General features: G+C 68.3%; 16 protein-coding genes. 5 read left to right on the top strand and 11 right to left on the bottom strand.

The genetic code is table 11. The features are described 5' to 3' along the window. Positions 1 to 22 precede the first annotated feature (22 nt). Genes pdeM through AC13GI_RS17180 form a run of 4 tightly spaced genes read right to left on the bottom strand, consistent with a single transcriptional unit; the run spans position 23 to position 5,712 of the window. Positions 23 to 664, bottom strand: a complete 642-nt coding sequence (gene pdeM / locus AC13GI_RS17195) for a ligase-associated DNA damage response endonuclease PdeM (protein WP_482996913.1) — start codon at positions 662 to 664, stop codon at positions 23 to 25. Then, positions 654 to 3,113, bottom strand: coding sequence for a ligase-associated DNA damage response DEXH box helicase (locus AC13GI_RS17190; protein ID WP_482996912.1), 2,460 nt, complete (start codon positions 3,111 to 3,113; stop codon positions 654 to 656). Before AC13GI_RS17190 ends, pdeM begins: the two co-directional genes overlap by 11 nt. Further along, positions 3,110 to 4,717, bottom strand: a complete 1,608-nt coding sequence (locus AC13GI_RS17185) for an ATP-dependent DNA ligase (protein ID WP_482996911.1) — start codon at positions 4,715 to 4,717, stop codon at positions 3,110 to 3,112. The genes AC13GI_RS17190 and AC13GI_RS17185 overlap by 4 nt, the downstream gene beginning before the upstream one ends. Further along, positions 4,714 to 5,712: a ligase-associated DNA damage response exonuclease gene (locus AC13GI_RS17180; RefSeq protein ID WP_099818946.1), complete on the bottom strand. Its 999-nt coding sequence runs from the start codon at positions 5,710 to 5,712 to the stop codon at positions 4,714 to 4,716. Before AC13GI_RS17180 ends, AC13GI_RS17185 begins: the two co-directional genes overlap by 4 nt. A 114-nt stretch (positions 5,713 to 5,826) precedes the next feature. On the opposite strand from AC13GI_RS17180, the gene AC13GI_RS17175 reads away from it, so the two are divergent. Next, positions 5,827 to 7,464: an acyl-CoA dehydrogenase family protein gene (locus AC13GI_RS17175; RefSeq protein WP_482996910.1), complete on the top strand. Its 1,638-nt coding sequence runs from the start codon at positions 5,827 to 5,829 to the stop codon at positions 7,462 to 7,464. A 321-nt stretch (positions 7,465 to 7,785) separates the two neighbouring features. Here the strand turns inward: AC13GI_RS17175 and AC13GI_RS17170 are convergent, their stop codons facing one another. From AC13GI_RS17170 to AC13GI_RS17160, 3 genes are all read right to left on the bottom strand, one after another. Further along, the gene (locus tag AC13GI_RS17170; protein ID WP_380658205.1) at positions 7,786 to 8,196 is read right to left on the bottom strand and encodes a hypothetical protein; all 411 of its coding nucleotides are present in this window, start codon (positions 8,194 to 8,196) and stop codon (positions 7,786 to 7,788) included. A 149-nt stretch (positions 8,197 to 8,345) separates the two neighbouring features. Continuing rightward, the gene (locus AC13GI_RS17165; RefSeq protein ID WP_089236409.1) at positions 8,346 to 8,687 is read right to left on the bottom strand and encodes a hypothetical protein; all 342 of its coding nucleotides are present in this window, start codon (positions 8,685 to 8,687) and stop codon (positions 8,346 to 8,348) included. A 124-nt stretch (positions 8,688 to 8,811) separates the two neighbouring features. Next, positions 8,812 to 9,987, bottom strand: a complete 1,176-nt coding sequence (locus tag AC13GI_RS17160) for a thiolase family protein (protein ID WP_099818949.1) — start codon at positions 9,985 to 9,987, stop codon at positions 8,812 to 8,814. A gap of 181 nt (positions 9,988 to 10,168) precedes the next feature. On the opposite strand from AC13GI_RS17160, the gene AC13GI_RS17155 reads away from it, so the two are divergent. After that, positions 10,169 to 13,006 carry a S8 family serine peptidase gene (locus AC13GI_RS17155; protein WP_482996909.1) on the top strand — a complete coding sequence of 946 codons (2,838 nt, stop codon included), beginning with the start codon at positions 10,169 to 10,171 and terminating at the stop codon, positions 13,004 to 13,006. An 82-nt stretch (positions 13,007 to 13,088) separates the two neighbouring features. Here the strand turns inward: AC13GI_RS17155 and AC13GI_RS17150 are convergent, their stop codons facing one another. After that, positions 13,089 to 14,186, bottom strand: coding sequence for a Glu/Leu/Phe/Val dehydrogenase dimerization domain-containing protein (locus AC13GI_RS17150; protein ID WP_099818951.1), 1,098 nt, complete (start codon positions 14,184 to 14,186; stop codon positions 13,089 to 13,091). Positions 14,187 to 14,455: 269 nt separating this feature from the next. Here AC13GI_RS17150 and AC13GI_RS17145 point away from each other — a divergent pair, with 269 nt between their 5' ends. Next, positions 14,456 to 15,535 (top strand): HDOD domain-containing protein, encoded by a 1,080-nt coding sequence (locus AC13GI_RS17145; protein WP_099818952.1) that lies wholly within the window; start codon positions 14,456 to 14,458, stop codon positions 15,533 to 15,535. 3 nt (positions 15,536 to 15,538) lie between these two features. Here the strand turns inward: AC13GI_RS17145 and AC13GI_RS17140 are convergent, their stop codons facing one another. The 3 genes from AC13GI_RS17140 to AC13GI_RS17130 form a co-directional block, all read right to left on the bottom strand. Continuing rightward, positions 15,539 to 17,107 carry a phospholipase D family protein gene (locus tag AC13GI_RS17140; protein ID WP_482996908.1) on the bottom strand — a complete coding sequence of 523 codons (1,569 nt, stop codon included), beginning with the start codon at positions 17,105 to 17,107 and terminating at the stop codon, positions 15,539 to 15,541. A gap of 81 nt (positions 17,108 to 17,188) precedes the next feature. Then, positions 17,189 to 17,887, bottom strand: a complete 699-nt coding sequence (locus AC13GI_RS17135; RefSeq protein WP_025879164.1) for an RNA pseudouridine synthase — start codon at positions 17,885 to 17,887, stop codon at positions 17,189 to 17,191. A gap of 46 nt (positions 17,888 to 17,933) precedes the next feature. Continuing rightward, positions 17,934 to 18,434, bottom strand: a complete 501-nt coding sequence (locus tag AC13GI_RS17130) for a M48 family metallopeptidase (RefSeq protein ID WP_059064772.1) — start codon at positions 18,432 to 18,434, stop codon at positions 17,934 to 17,936. A 61-nt stretch (positions 18,435 to 18,495) separates the two neighbouring features. On the opposite strand from AC13GI_RS17130, the gene AC13GI_RS17125 reads away from it, so the two are divergent. Continuing rightward, a complete protein-coding gene (locus AC13GI_RS17125; protein ID WP_375069744.1) occupies positions 18,496 to 19,053 on the top strand; it encodes a DUF2058 domain-containing protein in 558 nt (185 codons plus the stop codon). A 106-nt stretch (positions 19,054 to 19,159) separates the two neighbouring features. Beyond that, a complete protein-coding gene (locus tag AC13GI_RS17120) occupies positions 19,160 to 19,426 on the top strand; it encodes a DksA/TraR family C4-type zinc finger protein (RefSeq protein WP_025879161.1) in 267 nt (88 codons plus the stop codon). Positions 19,427 to 19,518 lie beyond the last annotated feature (92 nt).

Raw genomic sequence — 19,518 nt, 5'->3', positions numbered from 1 at the left:
CCTCGACGCAGGCCTCAACTAGTCAGCGAACCGGCAGCGGCACCACGCTGTCTTCCACACAGGCGAGCAGCTGTTCGCCCGGTGCCAGTACAGGCACGACACCGGCGGTGAATGCCGAGAACGCCGGCAGGATGGTGATGCCCTGGCGCAGCCAGAACGCGGGGAAGCGCCGACGCAGTGCCGGCAACGCCACCTGCGGATGCACATGGCCCGCCAGCACGTGCGCGGAGGCATCGGCCAGCGGCTCGTGCCGCAGCAGGAACGGTCCCAAGCGCGCGTCGTCATGAATTTGCACCTGCAGCGCTGCCTTCGGCAGATCACGGTCGTGATTGCCGCGTACCACGTGGATGTCCAGCGCAGCATGCTGCTCGCGCCAACCAAGCCATTGCTGGTACCAGGCCGCGCGATGCGCCGGACCATGCAGGACGTCGCCGAGAATCCACAGTTGCTGGCAGTGGTGCGTGGCCACCAGGTCCTGCAGGCGCTGCAGGTCATCGCCGGTACCGCCGGCCGGCAGGGCGATTCCCGCGCGGCGGAACACGTCCGCCTTGCCAAGGTGCAGGTCGGCGATCAACAACGCGCGACGCGCCGGCCACAGCAGCGCCCGTCCGCCCAGCAGCAGCATCGACTCACCGCCCAGCTGCAGCGGCAGATCAGCGGCCATGGCGGCGCTCCAGCTGTTGCGCGGCACGCTGCACGCGCGTGCGCCAGTCTTCATTGCTGAACTGCCCGCGCAGACGCTCGGCCCATAGCGGAAACGCCAGTGGTGTCAGCGACGATGGCTGCTGCAGCGACAACGAACGTGTGGCGATGCCTGCCAGCACCTGCAGCAGTCCGGGAAGATCCAGGCTGTCGTGCAGCACCTCATGCTCGGCCAATGCCAACAGCAGATGCTCCGGATCATGCTCGCGCAGCACGTCATGCAGCAGACCGGCGGAAGCCTGCAGCTGGCGCAGCGAGCGTGGCATGCCACCAGGCAGGCTGGGCACCAGCAGGCCCGCCACGCGCGCGATGCCGCGGAACTGACGGCGCGCCAATTCGCCCAGGTTCACCGCTTCGCGCAGGTCCTGCAGCAGGCCGTCAGCATCCAGCATCGCCCGCCAGTCCTGTTCCTGCAGTTGAACCGGCGTCGCCGGAGCGAGCACCAGGCCATGGTCGTTCACCGCATAGCCGATGCTGTTGCGCTGTTGCCGGGTGCAGCGCAGGGCCAGCAGCGCGGCCAGCGCTTCATGCACATGGCGGCCCGCAAAGGGATAGACGAACAGGAACTGGCCCTCGCGCCGACGCACATCTTCCACCAGCAGGTGGCCAGGTGATGGCGGCGCAGACAGCTGCGACTGCAACGCCAGCAGCGGCGCAAGCCAGCGCGACTCCGCGCTCTGGTCGGCGCCTGACAGCACCTTTTCCAGTTCGCGTCCCAGTGGCATCGACAACGGCAGCTGCCCGCCCTGCCAGCGCGGCACCACGCCATCACCACCGCCGCGTGCCACGCGCACGAACGCGGTCATGTCGCGCAGCTGCACCAGCTCCAGCAGGCGTCCTGCAAACTGGAAGCGGTCGCCCCGGCGCAGGCGGCTGGCGAACTGCTCTTCCACCGCGCCCAGGCTGCCGCCACGCAGGAACTGCACGCGCACGCTGCCGTCGCTGCTGATGGTGCCGATCGACAGCCGATGGCGCAGCGCCTGGCGGCGATCGGGCATGCGGTAGATGCCCTCGGCATCGCGTACCACCTTGTGGAACTCCGGATACCGGGACAGCGCACGTCCGCCCTGCACGATGAAGTCGAGCACGGCATTCCACTGCCCGTCCTCCAGCGCGGCGAAGGCATGCGTGCCACGAACCTGCTGCAGCAGTGCATCGGCATCGAAGCCGCCACCCAGCGCGCGGCTCACTGCGTGCTGGGCCAATACATCCAGTGACAAGGTGGGAGGACGGCGTGCTTCGATCACCCCGTCATGCAGCGCGCGTCGGGCCGCCGCGTACTCGGCCAGTTCCAGCGCATGGCTGGGAATGCACAGTATTTCACCGCTGGCACCGGGCCGATGGCGCGCACGCCCGGCCCGCTGCCGCAGGCGGGCTACGCCCTTCGGACTGCCCAGCTGCAGCACCTGGTCCACTTCCGGAAAGTCCACGCCCAGATCCAGGCTGGACGTGGCCACCACGCACCGCAGCGTGCCGGCACGCAGTCCGTCTTCCACCTGCTGGCGCAGCGTAGGATCCAATGAGCCGTGGTGCAGGGCGAGCGTGCCGGCATCTTCCGGCCACACCGCCGCGAGGGCCTGGTGCCACAGTTCCGCCTGTGCACGGGTATTGGTAAAGAGCAGGCTGCTGCGTGCGCGGAACACTGCATCGAGCACGCGCGGCAGTTGCGCCAGGCCAAGATGCCCGGCCCATGGAAAGCGTTCGCCGGGTTCGGGCAGCAGGCTGCGGATCGTCACCGGACGTTGCCGTGCACCTTCCACGATCGGTGACTGTGGCCGGTGCGGCAGCAGTACGTCGCGTGCCTGCGGCAGGTTGCCCAATGTTGCCGACAGCCCCCACAGCTGCATCGCGGGCGCCGCCGCACGCAGCAGCGCCAGGTTCAACTGCAGCAGCACGCCGCGCTTGTTGCCCAGCAGTTCGTGCCATTCGTCCACCACCACGCAGCGCAACTGGCGCATGCGCTCAAGAGTGTCGGGATAGCTGAGCAGCAGCGCCAGCGACTCCGGTGTGGTCACCAGCACATCGATGCGACCTTCGCGCGCCAGGCGCCTGTCGCGGTTGCTGGCATCGCCGCTGCGCAGCCCCACGCGCCAGCCCAGGCCAAGGCCATCGATCGGCGCCTGCAGCGCGCGTGCGGTATCGCTGGCCAGCGCCCGCAGCGGTGTCACCCACAGCACCTGCAGCGGGCGTACCGCGCTGGCGCGACGCGGTGCGGGGGGCGGGTCGAGCATCGCCTGCAGCAAGGGGCCGCCGAACATGGCCAGAGTTTTGCCGCTGCCGGTGGGGGTGTGCAGCAGGCCGGATTCTCCGGCCAGATAGTGGCGCCACATCGCGCGCTGGAAGGGCAGGGGGCGCCAACCGCGGCTGCCGAACCAGTCGTTCAGGCGCTGCAGCGCATCGCTGCGCTTCATCGCGCCAGCGCCTGCAACTGGGCCAGATGGTCGGCTTCGTCAGCCGGTTTGTCGTGGCGCCAGCGCAGGATGCGTGGAAAGCGCACGGCAATGCCGGACTTGTGCCGCGCGCTGCGGTTGACGGCTTCGAAACCGAGTTCGAACACCTGCTCGGCGCTGACGCTGCGCACCGGGCCGAAGCGCTCGCGGGTATGCGCGCGGATCCAGCGGTCGAGGGCGAGGATTTCCTTGTCGTCCAGCCCGGAATAGGCCTTGGCCACGGGAACCAGCGTGTCGCCGTCCCAGACCCCGAAGGTGTAATCGGTGTACAGCGTGCTGCGCCGGCCATGACCCGCCTGCGCATACAGCAGTACGGCATCGATGGTGAGCGGTTCGACCTTCCACTTCCACCAGTCGCCACGACGGCGCCCGGACTGGTAGATCGAATCGCGGCGCTTCAGCATCAGCCCTTCCACGCCGCGCTCGCGCGATGCTTCGCGCAGCTGCGCGGCATGCTGCCAATCGTCGGCGGGCACCTCCGGCGACAGCTGGATGCGCGGATCGCCGAGCGCGCCGACCACCTCGGCCAACTGCGCGCGACGTTGCTGCAGCGGCAGCGCACGCAGGTCCTCACCGTCGCGTTCCAGCAGATCGTAGGCGAGCACGCGCACCGGCGTGTTGCGCAGGGTGGCGGCGCCGGGTTTGCGGCGCTGGATGCGGGTCTGCAGCGCGGTGAATGCACGCGGCAGATTGTCGGCGTCATCCCATGCCAGCAGCTCGCCATCCAGCACGCAGCCGTCGGGCAGCGAGGCGGCGGCCAGTTCGATCTCCGGGAAGCGACCGTCCAGCCGTTCTTCGCCGCGCGACCACAACGCCACCTCACCCTGGCGCCGCAGCAACTGCAGGCGGATGCCATCCCACTTCCATTCCAGCAGCCAGTTGCCGATGTCGCCCAGCCGCTCGGTGGGCTCACCTTCCAGCGGCGAGGCCAGGAAGAACGGATAGGGCTGCTGGCGATCGGTCGGCAGTTCTTCGGCAGACAGCAGCGTGGCCAGCAGGCCGGGGGAGGGCACCCAATCGCCGAGCATGCGCTGGGCGATGCGGGCGATGTCCAGCCCGGACCACTCGGCCAATGCCTGCTGCACCACGCGCTGCGATACGCCAACGCGCAGTGCGCCGGTCAGCAGCTTGTTGAAGACCAGGCGTTCGGCCGATGCAAGCTGTCGCCAGCCCTCGACTACAGCGGCACGACGCACGGGCTCTGGCTGGTTGGCGACGGCAAGCAGGTGCTGTTCGATCCAGTCGGCCAGGGCGCGATCCTCGCCTTCGCTGGCGGGATCATCCAGCAGCAGCGTGAGCGTCTCCGCAAGGTCGCCGACCTGCGCGTAGCTGTCCTCGACCAGCCATGGCGGCAGTCCGGATTCTTCGGCGATCCACGCCCGCAGTTCGCCACTGCCTGCGATCTTGCGGCGCGCGCCGCCCACCTTGCCACCGCTGAGCAGGTACAGCGCCCACGCCGCGTCGTGCGGACGTGCGTGCTGGAAGTAGTCGATCAGCGCCGCGCGCTTGTCCAGCGTCGCGGTGCTGCGATCCAGCCGCTGGTACAGCGCGGCGAAGGCCTTCATTCCTCGCCTCCGAAATCGGTGCGGAAGGCTTCGGCGGCAATGCCGCGTTCGCGCAGGTACGGAATCAGCGCATCGGTGTTGCCGTGGGTGGCGATGATCCTGCGTGCGCCGGTCTGCGTGATGGTCTGCAGCAGTGCTGGCCAATCGGCATGGTCGGAGATCACGAAGCCGCGGTCGACATTGCGTCGGCGGCGATTGCCGCGCAACTGCATCCAGCCCGAGGCGAAACCAAGCTGGTGGCGGCCGAACCGGCGCAGCCAGGGCGTGCCGGCGGCCGAGGGCGGCGCCAGGATCAGCTGGCCTGCGGCATCGGGCTGACGTCCCTGTTCGGCAACGGTGAGCGTATCGAGCATCGGCACACCGGCCTGGCGATAGACGGCAACGCCATTGGCGATGGCACCGTGCAGCCAGGCAGGCTGGTCATCCACCGCGCGCAGCTCGGCCAACACGCGTTGCGCTTTGCCCAGCGCGTAGCAGAGCAGCACGGCCGCTTCCCCGCGTTGCGCGCACTCGCGACGCCAGGCGGCGATCTCGGCCGCCACGGCGCGGGTATCGGGCCAGCGATAGATCGGCAGCGCGAATGTGGCTTCAGTGATGAAGGTATCGCAGGGCACCACTTCGAACGGGGTGCAGGTGGGGTCGGGCTGGCGCTTGTAGTCGCCAGACGCCACCCAGACCTGCTCACCGTCGTCGATGCGCACCTGCGACGAGCCGAGCACGTGCCCGGCCGGATGCAGCGATACCTGCACCCGGCCCAAGGCAAACGGCACGCCCTCGGCATGCGCGTGCAGCGGCACATCGCCCAGGCGCCAGCGCAGGATCGGCACGCTGCCGGTGCTGCAGTGGTATTCGCCCATGCCGGGTCGCGCATGGTCGCCATGGCCATGGGTGATGACCGCACGCGGCACCGGCCGCCAGGGATCGATATGGAAATCGCCTGCCGCGCAGTACAGCCCTTCCGGCCGCAGTACCACCAGATCGTCATTGCCTGCCATGCCGTCACTGTGGCGTGGCGGTCGTGCACGCGGCGAGAATCGGCCTGAACGCGGGGTTGCCGGGCGATACGGCACAATCGGGCCGCACACCTCTTGCCGGCGGGGAAGGAACCGATGAGTGGACCGAGCTTCAACAGCAGCGCTCCCTACGAAACCCACGTGGTGCTCAACCAGCCGCCACCGTTCGCCGGTCGCCAGTTGTGGACCGACGACATCGCGCTGATGGAGGCCGTGCAGCGCGAGGGTGCGGCAGCCTTCGCGCCACGCCTGGCGGTGTATGGAGGACTGGCCGGCGACGAGCTGTACCGCATCGGCTTCGACGCCAACCGCGACCGCCCACGCCTGCGCACCCATGATGCGCAGGGCCATCGCATCGATACCGTGGAATTCCATCCGGCGTACCACCAGCTGATGCAGACGGCGAAGGAGCACGGCGTTGCCGGGCTGTCCTGGCACGAGCCACAGCCCGGCGCCCATGTCGCGCGCGCTGCGCTGAGCTACCTGCACCACCAGGCCGAAGCCGGCACCAGCTGCCCGCTGACCATGACCCATGCCGCAGTGGCCGTGCTGCGCGGGCAGCCGCATCTGGGCGAGTGGTCGCGCAAGGCCGCCGCACCGGTATACGACCCGCGTGATGTGCCGGTGGCCGACAAGGCAGGCATCACCCTGGGCATGGGCATGACCGAGAAGCAGGGCGGCTCGGACGTGCGCGCCAACACCACCCGCGCCGAACCCATCGATGGCGAGCGCTATCGGTTGATCGGGCACAAATGGTTCTTCTCTGCGCCCATGTGCGATGGCTTCCTGGTACTGGCGCAGGCGCCGGCCGGATTGACCTGCCTGCTGATGCCACGGCGGCTGGCCGATGGCGATCGCAATGCGTTCCGCCTGATGCGCCTGAAGGACAAGTTGGGCGACTGGGCCAACGCCTCCAGCGAAGTGGAGTTCTGCGGTGCCCAGGCTTGGCGGGTGGGCGAGGAGGGGCGCGGCGTCGCCACCATCATCGGCATGGTGATGATGACCCGGCTGGACTGCATGCTGGGCGCTGCGGCGGAAATGCGCATGGCGCTGGCGCAGGCGCTGCACCACGCGCGGCATCGTCGCACCTTCGGAAAGCCATTGATGGACCATCCGCTGATGGGCAACGTGCTGGCCGATCTGGCGCTGGAATCGGAAGCCGCCACGGTGCTGGCGATGCGTATCGCGCGCGCGGTCGATCAGGCCGGCAGCGATCCGGTCGAGGCCGCGCTCGCGCGGCTGGGGACGGCATTGGGCAAGTACTGGATATGCAAGCGTGCGCCTGCGTTCGTCAACGAAGCGCAGGAATGCCTGGGCGGTGCTGGCTACGTGGAGGAATCGATGTTGCCGCGGCTGTACCGGCAGGCGCCGTTGAATTCGATCTGGGAGGGCAGCGGCAACATCCAGTGCCTGGATGTGCTGCGTGCGCTGGCGCGCGAACCGGAGGTGCTGGCGGCACTGCAGGGTGAGCTGGAGGCGGTGGCCGACCGTGATGCGCGCTATGCGGCGGCGCTGCAGCGTTGGCACGATGCGGCGGCACCGGAGGAGGCACAGGCGAGGGTGTTCTGCGAACGCACGGCCCTGCTGCTGCAGGCGGCGTTGTTGCTGCGTGCACGAAGCCCGATGGCCGAAGCGTTCATCCGCAGCCGGCTGCAGGGCGAACATGGGTTGGCATTCGGCACGCTGCCGGCGGGGTTGGATGTGGCGGGGATGCTGGCGCGCGCGCTGCCGTAGGTGACGGCCAACGGCGGAGCCCCTCGCGCTGGGTGATGCAGGAGGAATGGGCAGGGCCGCGCGGGTGGGCTGCGCAGGGGGCGCCGTAAATACGTCCATGTAGGCTCGGGCGCGCCATCCATGGCGCTTACGCCCCTGCGCAGCCCACCCGCGCGGCCTTGGACGGTTTCCGTGCGCGTCCAGCACGGAATCACAGAAGAAGCGAAAAGCGGAAAGCAGAAAGCAGAAAAGCCGCGGCGATGCCGCGGCTTTTCCTGTAGAGCCGAGCCCGTGCTCGGCTTTTCCGGTAGCGCCGGGCCATGCCCGGCGAACGCGTAGGCCTTAGTGCTTGGCTTCTTCCTTGGCGGCAGTGGCCTTGGCATCGTCGGCCACGTCGCGAGCCTTGTCGGCAACCTTCTGCGCGGCATCGGCAGTGGCGTCGCTGGCGTGCGCGGCGGCATCGGTCGCTGCGACCTTGGCCTTGTCAGCCGCGTTGGCGGTCGCGGCGGCAGCGCTGTCCAGCGCCTGCTGGGTGTCGGCGGCAGCCTGCTCGGAGGCGGCGGCGGTCTTGTCGGCGGCGTCACGGGTGGCTGCGGCAGCCTTGTCGACGGCATCGCGTGCGGCAACACCGGCGCTGTCGGCGGCCTGCGCGGCATCCTGCTTGGCCTGTTCGGCTTCCGGGCCCTTGCAGGCAGCCAGTGCGAGCAGCAGGGAGGCGGCCAGCAGGGTGGTGGTCAGCGGGCGAATCTTCATGGCGGTCTCCGGTACTGCAATGGATGGGGACGCCAGCCTATTCATACCGTTGTGAAGACGTGGTGGTGACCTGCGCGCGGAATGGCGTGCAAAGAAAAAGCCGCTGGCGAACCAGCGGCTTCTTCAGAACAGCTTGAAGAAAGAAGTTATTACTTCTTGGCTTCTTCAGCAGCGTCCTTGGCCTTCTCGGCGGTGCCTTCAGCAGCCTTGGCAGCGTCGGCAGCAGCGCCGGCAGCAGCGTCGGTGGCAGCGCCAGCAGCCTGGGCAGCGGCGTCAACCGAAGCGTCAGCAGCGGTGGCGGCGGTGTCAGCGGCCTGCTGGGCAGCGTCGGCGGTCTGGGCGCCAGCAGCGGCGGCCTGGTCGGCAGCAGCCTGGGCTTCGGTGGCGGCCTGGTTGGCCGAAGCAGCGGCGTCCTGGGCAGCTTCCTGCTTCGAGCAGGCGGCCAGGGCCAGAGCCAGGGACATCGCGACCAGCAGCTTGTTGATGCTCATTGTGTAAATCCTCGTCGTTAGAATTAGGCAACGCGCATGCTGCGCGCCGACAACATGATGACAAGCCAAGATTGGGTGTCAAGCGATCCCGCATTCATTTTTGCGAAATAGACGTTAAACCCTTTCAGATCAACTCGATGGCGATAGCCGTCGCTTCGCCGCCGCCGATGCACAGGGTGGCAATGCCGCGCTTGCCGCCGCGCGTGCGCAATGCGTTGACCAGGGTGACCACCAGACGTGCGCCGGAGGCACCGATCGGATGGCCCAGCGCGCAGGCACCGCCATTCACGTTGAGCTTGTCGTGCGGGATGCCCAGTTCGCGCATGGGTGCCATCGCCACCACGGCAAAGGCCTCGTTGATTTCGAACAGATCGACCTGGTCCAGCGACCAGCCGGTCTTCGCCAGCAGGGTGTGGATGGCGCCGATCGGGGCGGTGGTGAACCACTCCGGTTCCTGCGAATGGGTGGCATGGCCGACGATGCGGGCCAGCGGCTGCAGGCCGCGTGCGGCCGCATCTTCTTCGGTCAGCAGGACCACGGCGGCAGCGCCATCGGAAATGCTGGAGGAGCTGGCGGCGGTCACGCTGCCGTCCTTCTTGAAGGCCGGGCGCAGGGTCGGGATCTTGGCAATGTCCGAGCGGCCGGGTTGTTCGTCGCTGGCGACCTCGACATCACCCTTGCGGGTGGCGACCTTCACCGCAACGATTTCGTCGGCGAAGGCGCCGTTGGCCTGGGCCGCCTGTGCGCGCTTGACCGATTCGATGGAGTAGGCGTCCTGCTCTTCGCGGGTGAACTGGTACTTGTCCACGGCACATTCGGCGAATTCGCCCATGGCCTTGCCGTCGTAGGCATTGACCAGGCCGTCGTGGGCCATGTGGTCCACGGCCTGGAAGTTGCCGAAACGGTTGCCGGTGCGCGAGTTGGGCAGCAGGTGCGGGGCGTTGGACATCGATTCCATGCCGCCGGCGACCACGACCTTGGCCGAGCCGGCCTTGATCAGGTCATGGCCGAGCATGATGGCCTTCATGCCCGAACCGCAGACCTTGTTGAGGGTGGTGGCGCCGACCGACAGCGGAATGCCGGCGGCGATCGCCGCCTGGCGGGCAGGGGCCTGGCCGAGGTTGGCCGGCAGCACGCAGCCCATCAGGACTTCGGAGACGTCGCTGGCAGGCACGCCCGACTGTTCCAGCGCGGCGGCGATGGCGGCCGCGCCGAGGGTCGGGGTCGGAACGCCGTTGAACTGGCCGAGGAAGGAGCCGATGGCGGTGCGCTTGGCGGCGGCGATGACGATGTTGGACATGGCAATCTCGTTGATGCGTGAGCAATGTTCGGAAAGGAGACGACGGGCGTTGGATACGGCGCCGTTTCCCGGCAGACTGCGTGGGGGTCGGCCCAGTATAGAGGGTCGGCAAAGACTGCCGCTGGGCAGTACTGGATGCCTGCCCGGATGGCGGCAGGCCAACGTTCATGGGAAGGAAACGATGGAACGTAAGACGATGGGAAGGTCGGTCCTGGCATCGGCGCTGGCGGTGGCGCTGTCGGCGTGTGGCGGTGGAGGCGGCGGCAGCAACGTGCGCATCGACCCGCCTCCGACCACGCCGCCGGTCACCCCACCGGTCACCCCGCCTCCCGCTGCCAGGCCGCTGGAGCCGGCTGTGGATGCGCATCTGGCACAGACCAACGCGCGTGCCGCATTGGCCACGGGCGCGACCGGCCGTGGCGTGCGCATCGGCATCGTCGATTCGGGCGTGCTGCGCAGTGCCGAGGCGCTGAACGGGCGGGTGGTGGCCAACCTCAACTACATCGACCCGAGCCGCAACAATCTCAACGTCGATGACGTGCTTGGCCATGGCACGGCCGTCGCCAGCCTGGCTGCCGGTGCATCGGTGGGCGTCTGGCCGGGCGGCATCGCACCGGGGGCGGAGATCGTCTCGGCACGGATCATTTCCGACACCACGCCCAAGGATGACGGCAGTGGCAAGGGCAATTCCTTCAGCGGCACGCTGGGCGTGGCCGGGGTCCACCAGGACCTGATCAACTACGGCGTGAAGGTGATGAACAATTCCTGGGGCGGCCTGTACTGGACCGACCTCGGCACCACCGCGCAGGTCGCTGGCGAATACCGCCCCTTCATCATCAATCACGGTGGCCTGGTGGTGTTCGCCGCCGGCAACGAGGGGCGCGACCAGCCCAGCAGCGTGGCCGCGCTGCCCAGCCAGCGAGGCGTCGGCGGATCGCTGCCGGCAGCCGACCTGGAGAAGGGCTGGCTGGTGGCCACCGCGATCGATCCGAACAAGCCCGGTGAGCGTGCACCGTGGGCCAATGCCTGTGGCGACGCCGCACGCTATTGCCTGACCGCTCCCGGCAGCGCGGTGTTCCCGGAGCCGGGTACCGGCAAATACCTGTGGAACTACGGCACGTCCTTCGCCGCGCCGCTGATCTCCGGTGCCGCGGCGCTGGTCTGGCAGCGCTACCCGTACTTCGACAACGACCTGGTGCGGCAGACCCTGCTAGGCACCGCCACCGACATCGGGGCGCCGGGCGTCGATCCGATCTACGGCTACGGCATGCTCAATGTCGGCAAGGCGGTGAACGGTCCCGGCCGCTTCGACTGGGGCGATGTCACCGTCAATGTCGATGCGGCTTCCTCTGGCTCGATCTGGAGCAACGACATCGCCGGCGCTGGCGGCCTGGTCAAGCGCGGCGATGGCCGGCTGGAACTGAGCGGCAACAACAGCTACAGCGACGCCACCCGCATCGAGCGCGGCAGCCTGGCCCTGCGCGGCGGGGCAGTGATCCGTTCCAACGTCAGCATCTCTGGTGCCGGCGGTGCTTCGATGGCCGGCCTGCAGTTCATGCCGGGCACGCCGCGGGTGATCGGCAACGTCGACAACGGCGCCAGCGTGGTGCTGGTCAACGCCAATACCACCGCAACCATCGAAGGCAATTACGCCCAGCGGCCGGATGCACAGCTGATCGTCGCGTTGGGTGTGAACCCGCTGCAGGTGACCGGCACTGCACGCCTGGCCGGTGGCGTGGTGGTCGATGGCATCGTTTCCGGTTACGTGCCGCAGGTTGGCAGCCGCCAGGGCCTGATCCATGCCAACGGCGGTATCAACGGTACGTTCACCACGCCGGTGGCCAACACCGGGGCCAACGGCCTCACCCTGCTGCAGGCACAATACGGCTATGGCAGCAACGATGCGTGGATGGACCTGACCCAGGTCAACGTTTCCGCTGCCGCGTCGGGCTTGGGCGCCAATGCGCAGGCGTCGGCACTGCGGGTGGCGTCGGCATTCACCGCGCTGGACCGCAATGCGGATCTGCAGGGTTCGGCATTCGGCGCGGCCGCCGGCGCGCTGCAGCGTACGGCGGGCGGCACCGATGGCCTGTCGGCGAGCCTGGAGAGCCTGTCCGGACAGGCGCATGCGCGTGCCGAAGCCTCGACCTTCGACAGCGTGGACATGTCGCGCCGTGCGGTTGCCGAGCGCTTCGACCGCGTGCAGGCGGCGCCGAAGCTGCGTGGCGCCTGGCAGAGCGCGCTGGGCGAAGCCGGGCAGGGCAGCTTTGCCGGCAACGCCGCCGACAGCCAGGGCTGGATGGCCGGCCAGGACGTGGCACTGGGCAGCAACGGTCTGCTCGGCATGGCCTTCGGCGAAACGCGCAGCAACGGTGGCAGCAACTTCAGCGGTGATCGTGGCCGCGATCGCCAGACGCAGGCGCAGCTGTATGCGGGCTGGAACCTGGGACGTGGCTATGCCCTGGCCCAGTTCGGTACCGGCCAGTTCACCCGTGAGCTGGACCGCCAGTTGCTGCTGGGCGCCGGTGCCTACGGTGTGTCCGCGCGCTACGGCGGGCGTTTCAGCAGTGCCAGCGTCGAAGGCGGCTATCGTTTCGGCCGCATCCGTGCATCGTTCACCCCGTACCTGGGGGCCAGCAGCACGCGCCTGGATACCGACGGCTTCAGCGAGCAGGGGGGCTTCGGCTTCGGCCTGCGCGGGGAGGCGTCACGTGCACAGCGCAGCCAGATGCTGGCGGGCCTGCGTGGCGAGCGGCAGTGGGGGCGTTGGACCCTGCGCGGCCATGCCGAATGGCAGCAACGGCTGGATGGCAGTGAGCAGGGCTGGCAGGCAAGCTTCGTCGGCGTTGATGCCTGGGCGCCGTTGGCCGGTGTCGACGCGCCGCGTGGCAGTGCCTTGTTCGGCCTGGCGCTGGAATCGTGGTGGGGCCGCAATGGCCGCCTGAGCCTGGGTATCGACCAGCGCGTGGGTGGCAATGATGCCCGGCAGGCGGCGCTGCGCTACAGCACGGGCTTCTGATCATGGCGCCGGGCTTGCCCGGCGCGTCTATCCGGCGGTGCCGACCCACGGTCGGCACGCGCCCGGTCCGCCAGGGCGGCGATCAGCCGCCGCGCAGATTGCCCAGGCGCGGCGTGCTGCGGCCCAGTGGCATCTTCAGCTTGCCGATCGACAGGATGCGCGCTTCGGCGATCCGGTCGGCGGCGCGCTGCGGGGCGATGTTCTCGCGCTGCGACAGTTCGAAGATGCGCGTCAGGTTGTGGTAGATGCTGCGGATCAGCCGCATCGCGCGCTCGCGGTTGTAACCGTCGATTTCCAGCGACACGTTCATCACGCCACCGGCGTTGACCGCGTAGTCCGGCGCATACAGGATGCCGCGCGCATGCAGCTCGTCGCCGATCTCCAGGCTGGACAGCTGGTTGTTGGCGGTGCCACAGATGATCTTCGCCTTGATCCGCGGCAGGGTGTCGGCGTTGATCGCGCCTTCCAGCGCGCACGGCGCGAACACATCGGCGTTCACTTCGTGGATCTCGTCCGGCTTGACGGCCTCGGCGCCGAAATCGCTGACCGCACGATCCACCAGCGCGCTGTCCAGATCGGTGACATACAGCTTGGCGCCACGGTCGCGCAGCAGCTTCACCAGTTCCATGCCGATATGGCCCAGACCCTGCACCGCGATGCTGGTCTTGCCCACTTCCTCATGGCCGAACTTGAAGCGCATCGAGGCCATCAGCGCCTGCAGCGCGCCATAGGCGGTGAACGGGGCCGGATCTCCCGAGCCGCCATGGACCTGGTGCACGCCGGTGACGAACTGGCTCTCCAGGTAGATGTTCTCCATGTCGTTGACGTCGGTACCGACATCCTCGGCGGTGATGTAGCGACCGCCCAGCGAATCGACATAGCGGCCGAAGGCGCGGAACAGCACTTCGGTCTTGTCGACCTTGGGGTCGCCGATGATCACCGCCTTGCCGCCACCGACATTGAGACCGGCCAGCGCATTCTTGTAGGTCATCGTGCGGCTCAGCCGCAGCACATCGGCCAGCGCATCGTCGGTGCTGGCGTAGGGGCGCATGCGCACCCCGCCCAGGGCGGGGCCCAGGGTGGTGTTGTGGATGGCGATGATCGCCCGCAGGCCGGCATCCTGGTTGTGGCAGAACACCACCTGTTCGTGGCCGGTGGTTGCGAGGGTTTCGAATAGCATGGGGTCTCCGATGGCGCGATCTGCGGTGAACTGCGGCGAACTGCCAATGAACGGTAGGGTCCGAAAACAAAAAAAGCGACGTCGTCGGTACAGGGGGACGGGTCGCGCGGCGCCATTCTAGTCCATTCGCCCGGGATATGCCGTCGACACCGGAGGCGCCCGGGTTAAAGAAGATGAAAGTGCGGCCGATGCTGCGACGACGGCAGGTGGCCGGATGTGATGAAGGCGCAGGCAGTGGCAGCAGCAGGACAACGACAGGATGGGCGGCGATGACCGCAGCGTGGTGGCGATCCGTGCTCCGTTGGCTGTCGCGGCTGAGCGGGCAGGCCCCGGCACGCCTGGCCGCAGCCCCCCGCCAGGCCGTGGCTGCGGCGGCGGCCAGCCTGCAGGGTGACGCCTTGCCCGCGGCCGAGGTTGCCGCTCACCTGCAGCGCGGACTGCATGCGCTGGCCCTGTATCCGCGCTTGGCCGGCGAGCCCGCCGAGGTCAGCGCATCGGGTCTGGCCGAGGCGGTGGACCGCGCGCTGCAGGACCGCGACTGGGCCACCCGGCAGCTGCCACGGCGCCCGCAACTGCTGCCGCAGCTGATCCAGACGGTCAATGACGACGTTGCATCGGCGCGGGTGATGGCGGCGATCATCGGCCAGGATCCGGTGCTGACCGGCAACCTGCTGCGGATCGCCAACAGCCCGGCCTACAAGGTGCACGAGCGGCCCGTGGAAAGCCTGCAGCGGGCGGTGACCCTGGTCGGCACCGAAGGCGTGCGGCAGATCATCAGCGCAGTGCTGGTGCAGCCGGTGATGCAGGTGCAGTGCGAGGTGTTCCCGCAGTTCAGTTCGATCATCTGGGAGCACGCGCTGCTGGCTTCGCGCGCGGCCGCCGACCACGCGCGCACGGTCACCTTCGGCGATGCCTTCGCTGCGCAATGGCTGGGCCTGGTGCAGGGCCTGGGCGCGGCGCTGGTGATGCGGCAACTGCTGCAGGAAGCGCAGGCGCGCGGCGAAGAGGTGGAGCCCGCGCTGGCCCTGCAGTTGCTGCAGCAATGGTCACTACCGCTGGCACAGCGGGTGGCTGCCGCCTGGGAACTGCCCGAACCGGTGCATCAGGCCCTGGCGCCTGACGCTGACGGTGCGCTGGCCGACAGCCTGCGCCTGGCCAGTGCCGCTGCGGCGGCCAGCCTGCTGTGCCGGCACGGGCATGCCAGCCAAGGCCGCATGCTGGCCTTGCTGGAGCAGTTGCCGGCAGCGCCGCCGCACGCGCTGCGCTGGATCTGGCGGCGCCTGCACGGGCGCAATGTGGAGACCCTGGACGAGAGCCTGCACGGCGATGGCGAAGGGCCCGCCCGCTGATCGTTACAGCTGGGATTCCAGCGGCAACCAACTGATCACCCGCGCCGTCCAGCGCTTGCCGAGGCTGCTGCCGGGCTCGGCTTCGACCCAGTGCGGTGGTGGCTCGCGCTGCAGCCAGCGCAGTTCGTCATCAGCGCCCAGTGCCAGCCACCAGCTGTGTTCCGGGCTGGCCAGGCGCAGGTATTCCGCGCGCAGCTGCGCACCCAGTACCGGGTCGTCGAACAACACGCCCATCTCGGTGTTGAGATAGGCCGACCGCGGATCGAGGTTGAACGATCCGACGAAGCCGCGTTGGTCGTCGACCAGCAATGCCTTGGTGTGCAGGCTGGCGCCACTGCTGCCGAACAGGCTGCCGTCACCGCTCTGGCCGCTCGCCTTCAGTTCGTACAGCTGCACGCCGGCCTTCAGCAGCGGCACCCGGTAGCCCATGTAGCCACCGTGCACGGCGGCCACATCGTTGGCCGCCAGTGAGTTGGTCACCACGCCGACCTGGGCGCCACGGCCGGCCATCGCCGAAAGGCCGTCCACCCCTTCGCTGCCCGGCACGAAGTACGGCGAGATCAACAGGGCCTTGTAGCGCGTCGACTGCAGCTGCCGGACCAGCTCGGTGACCAGCCAGTCGTCGTGCGCATCGCCGTGGTGCTTCATCGGCGGATCGGACACGATCCGTACCTGCGTGCTCCAGTGCAGCGGCTCGGGGCTGGCGCGCTGGCGCTGGCGCGACTCGGCCACGCGCTGCAGGTACGGTTGCGCCTGCGCATGCAGCGCGTCCAGATCGGACTGGCGTACCAGCTGGCGCAGCTGCGCATCGGTGTAGGTCGCCAGCGCCGAGATCGGAATCGCCGCGTCGCTGTTCCAGTAGTCGTCGAAGATCTGGTTGGCCTGCTGCACGGCCGGGCCGGCCACCACCAGGTCCAGGTCCTGGAAATTCACGTCGCTGCGCGCGCTGAAATATTCCTCACCGATGTTGCGGCCCCCCACGATGGCGATGCGTCCATCGGCGATCCAGCTCTTGTTGTGCATGCGGTGGTTCACGCTGAAGGCGCGCTGCACCAGCTCCAGCGTGCGGGCGATGCCGCTGCGGTTGCGGAACGGGTTGTACAGGCGAAGCTCGATGTTGGGATGCGCATCGAGCGCCATCATCAGCGCATCCTTGTCCTTGGCGTTCATGTCATCGAGCAGGATGCGCACGCGCACGCCACGTTCGGCAGCGTCGTACAGCGCCTTGGCCATCAGGTGGCCGATCAGGTCGTCGTGCCAGATGTAGTACTGCAGGTCCAGGCTGCGGCCGGCATGTTCGGTGATCATCGCGCGGGCGGCGAACGCATCCATGCCATCGCTGAGGAAGGCCACGCCCGACTGCCCCGGATGGGCAGCCTGCAGCGGCATGATCTGTCGATCGATGGGCGTCTGCGCAGGCTGCAGTGGCAGGACCTGCGACGCTTCACCGCGCGCCTGTGGGGTCAGGTGGTCGGCCAGCAGCAGGCCGGACAGGACCAGCAGAAGCAGGGCGGCGATGATGATCGCGGCGACGCGCAGCAGGCGTCGCCATAGGGGTTTGCGCAGACTCATGACGTCGATGGTAGATCCACGCCATGCGTGGATGAAACACCATCAGTAGATCCACGCCATGCGTGGATGAAGCGCCGTGACTCAGAACCGCTCGTCGCTGCCCAGGTAGCGCCACTGGCCCACGGCCAGCGGACCCAGCGCCACACGGCCAATGCGCAGGCGGCGCACCGCCACAACCTGCAGGCCGGCAGCCGTCACCGCAGTCCTCAGCCCCTTCGCAGTCAGCCCCTTGCCTGCAAAGCGCAGGCGCTGCTCGCTCTGCCAGCTGACCTTGGGGCCGCCGGCTTCATGCTGCAGCCGGGCCATCAGCCATGGGCCACGTTCCGGGCCGCCTTCAGCCACTTCGACCAGATACTCCTGTTCGGTGCGGCCCAGGTTGCGCTGCAGGTGCGCGAGCACCGCCGGATCCTGGCTGACCACCACCAGCCCGTTGTCGTCGGCCGGCAGCGAGGAGGCCAGCTGCAGGCCATGGAAGTGCCGCTGCAGCGGACGGATGTCACTGGCGTCCAGCTCGCTGCGGGTCTCGGTGCGGATCAGCGCGCACAGGGCGTCGGCCGGTACGCCTGCCGGTTTGTGCAGCAGCATGCTGGCGCGCTCGGCCTTGCTGTCGCTGGCCTGCTCGGCCACCACGATGCTGGCGCTCTCGTCCACCGGGCGTTGCGGCTGTTCCACCACCTCGCCATCGACGCTGACCCAGCCGCCCTCGATATAGCGCCGCGCTTCACCACGCGGGATGCCGAGCAGGGCGGACAGGCGTTTGTCGAGTCGGGTCGGTTCCATGGCGAAAGGTCGGGCAGGGGGCGCGCAGTGTAGCCGCTACGCCGGCTCAGCGCTGGCCACGGTTGGCCAGCTCGGTCAGGTACAGCCGGGTATCGAACTCCAGCTGCAGGTAATCGGGCTCCATGTGCTGGCACAGCTGGTAGAAGGCCTTGTTGTGGTCGGCCTCCTTCAGATGGGCCAGTTCATGCACCACGATCATGCGCAGGAAGGCGGCTGGCGCCTGCCGGAACACGGTAGCGATGCGGATCTCGCGGCTGGCCTTGAGCCGGCCACCGTGCACCCGGGAAATGGCGGTGTGGGTGCCCAGGGCGTGCTTGATGACCTCCAGCGTGTTGTCGTAGCAGACCTTGTTGAGCGGTACCGACTTGCGCAGGTAGCGGTCCTTCATGTCCTGGGTGTAGTCGTACAGCTGGCGGTCGCTGCGCACCTCATGCGGGTCGGGGTAGCGCTGCTGCAGCCACGGGCCGAGCTTGCCCTGTGCCAGCAGGTCGCTGACCTGGGCGACCAGGGGTTCGGGGTAGCCGGTGAGGTACTTCAGTACAGCCATGCAGGGGCGTCGGCGCGTCGGTAGAATGGGGCATCCAGATTACACGCGGTACGTATCGACCATGGCAAAGCCCAACGCGCTGCAGGAACAATTGCTCAAGGCCGGCCTGGCCAAGAAGTCGCAGGCCAGCGCCGCCGCGCGTGAACAGGCCAAGGCCCGCCAGGGCAAGGCCGAATCGACGTCGGCGGAAGTCCAGCGTGAAGCTGAACGCGCTCGCGCCGAGAAGGTCGAGCGCGACCGCGCGCTGGCCGCCGAACGCAACGCGCAGGCCAAGCTGGCTGAACAGAAGGCGCAGGCGAAACAGATCATCGCGGCCCACGCCGTGCCGCACAAAGGCGAGGACGAGTACCGCTTCAGCGATGGCGCGGTGATCCGCACCCTGTTGATCGATACCAAGCTGCGCAAGGCGCTGTCGGTGGGCGTGCTGGTCATCGTGGCCCACGGCGACGGCTACGCGGTGCTGCCGCGCGCGGCGGCTGAAAAAGTGCGTGAGCGCGCCCCGGAAGCGATTGTTGTCGACCATGGAACGCCCGGCTCCAGCGCCGAGATTTCCACCGGCAACGCCGAGGACGACGCCTACTACGCCCAGTTCCAGGTTCCCGACGACCTGGTCTGGTAAGGCGGCGCTGAACCGGCCGCAGCGTCCGCCGGGCATGGCCCGGCGCTGCCGATTGCGGCGGGGTGTATTGTCCCCATATCAGGCGACACCCCTGCGGAGGATGGCCATGGCTACCGGTTGGGCCGGAGATGGCGCGGTCCAGGACCAGATCGACGCCACCGTCGACGATGCGATTGCCCGCGCGCGGCGCCAGCTGCGCCAGGGCCCAGGTCTGGAACACTGTGAGGAATGCGACGCGCCGATTCCGTTGGCGCGGCGTCAGGCAGTGCCTGGGGTTCGGCTGTGCGTGAACTGCCAGCAAGCGCACGACGAAGAGGAACAGGCGCAGAGTGGCTACAACCGGCGCGGCAGCAAGGACAGCCAGTTGCGGTAAGGGGGTTCGGCAGGGCTGCGCCCTGCACCTGCAGATGCTTCAAGCCAAGGCAAAGGCAACAGCAAAAGCTGGCATTCCGTGGGGTGGTGGGG

Source organism: Stenotrophomonas sp. 82F1 (assembly GCF_056861525.1).
The sequence above is the reverse complement of the archived record's forward strand: the minus strand, read 5'-3'. Positions and strand labels throughout refer to the sequence as shown.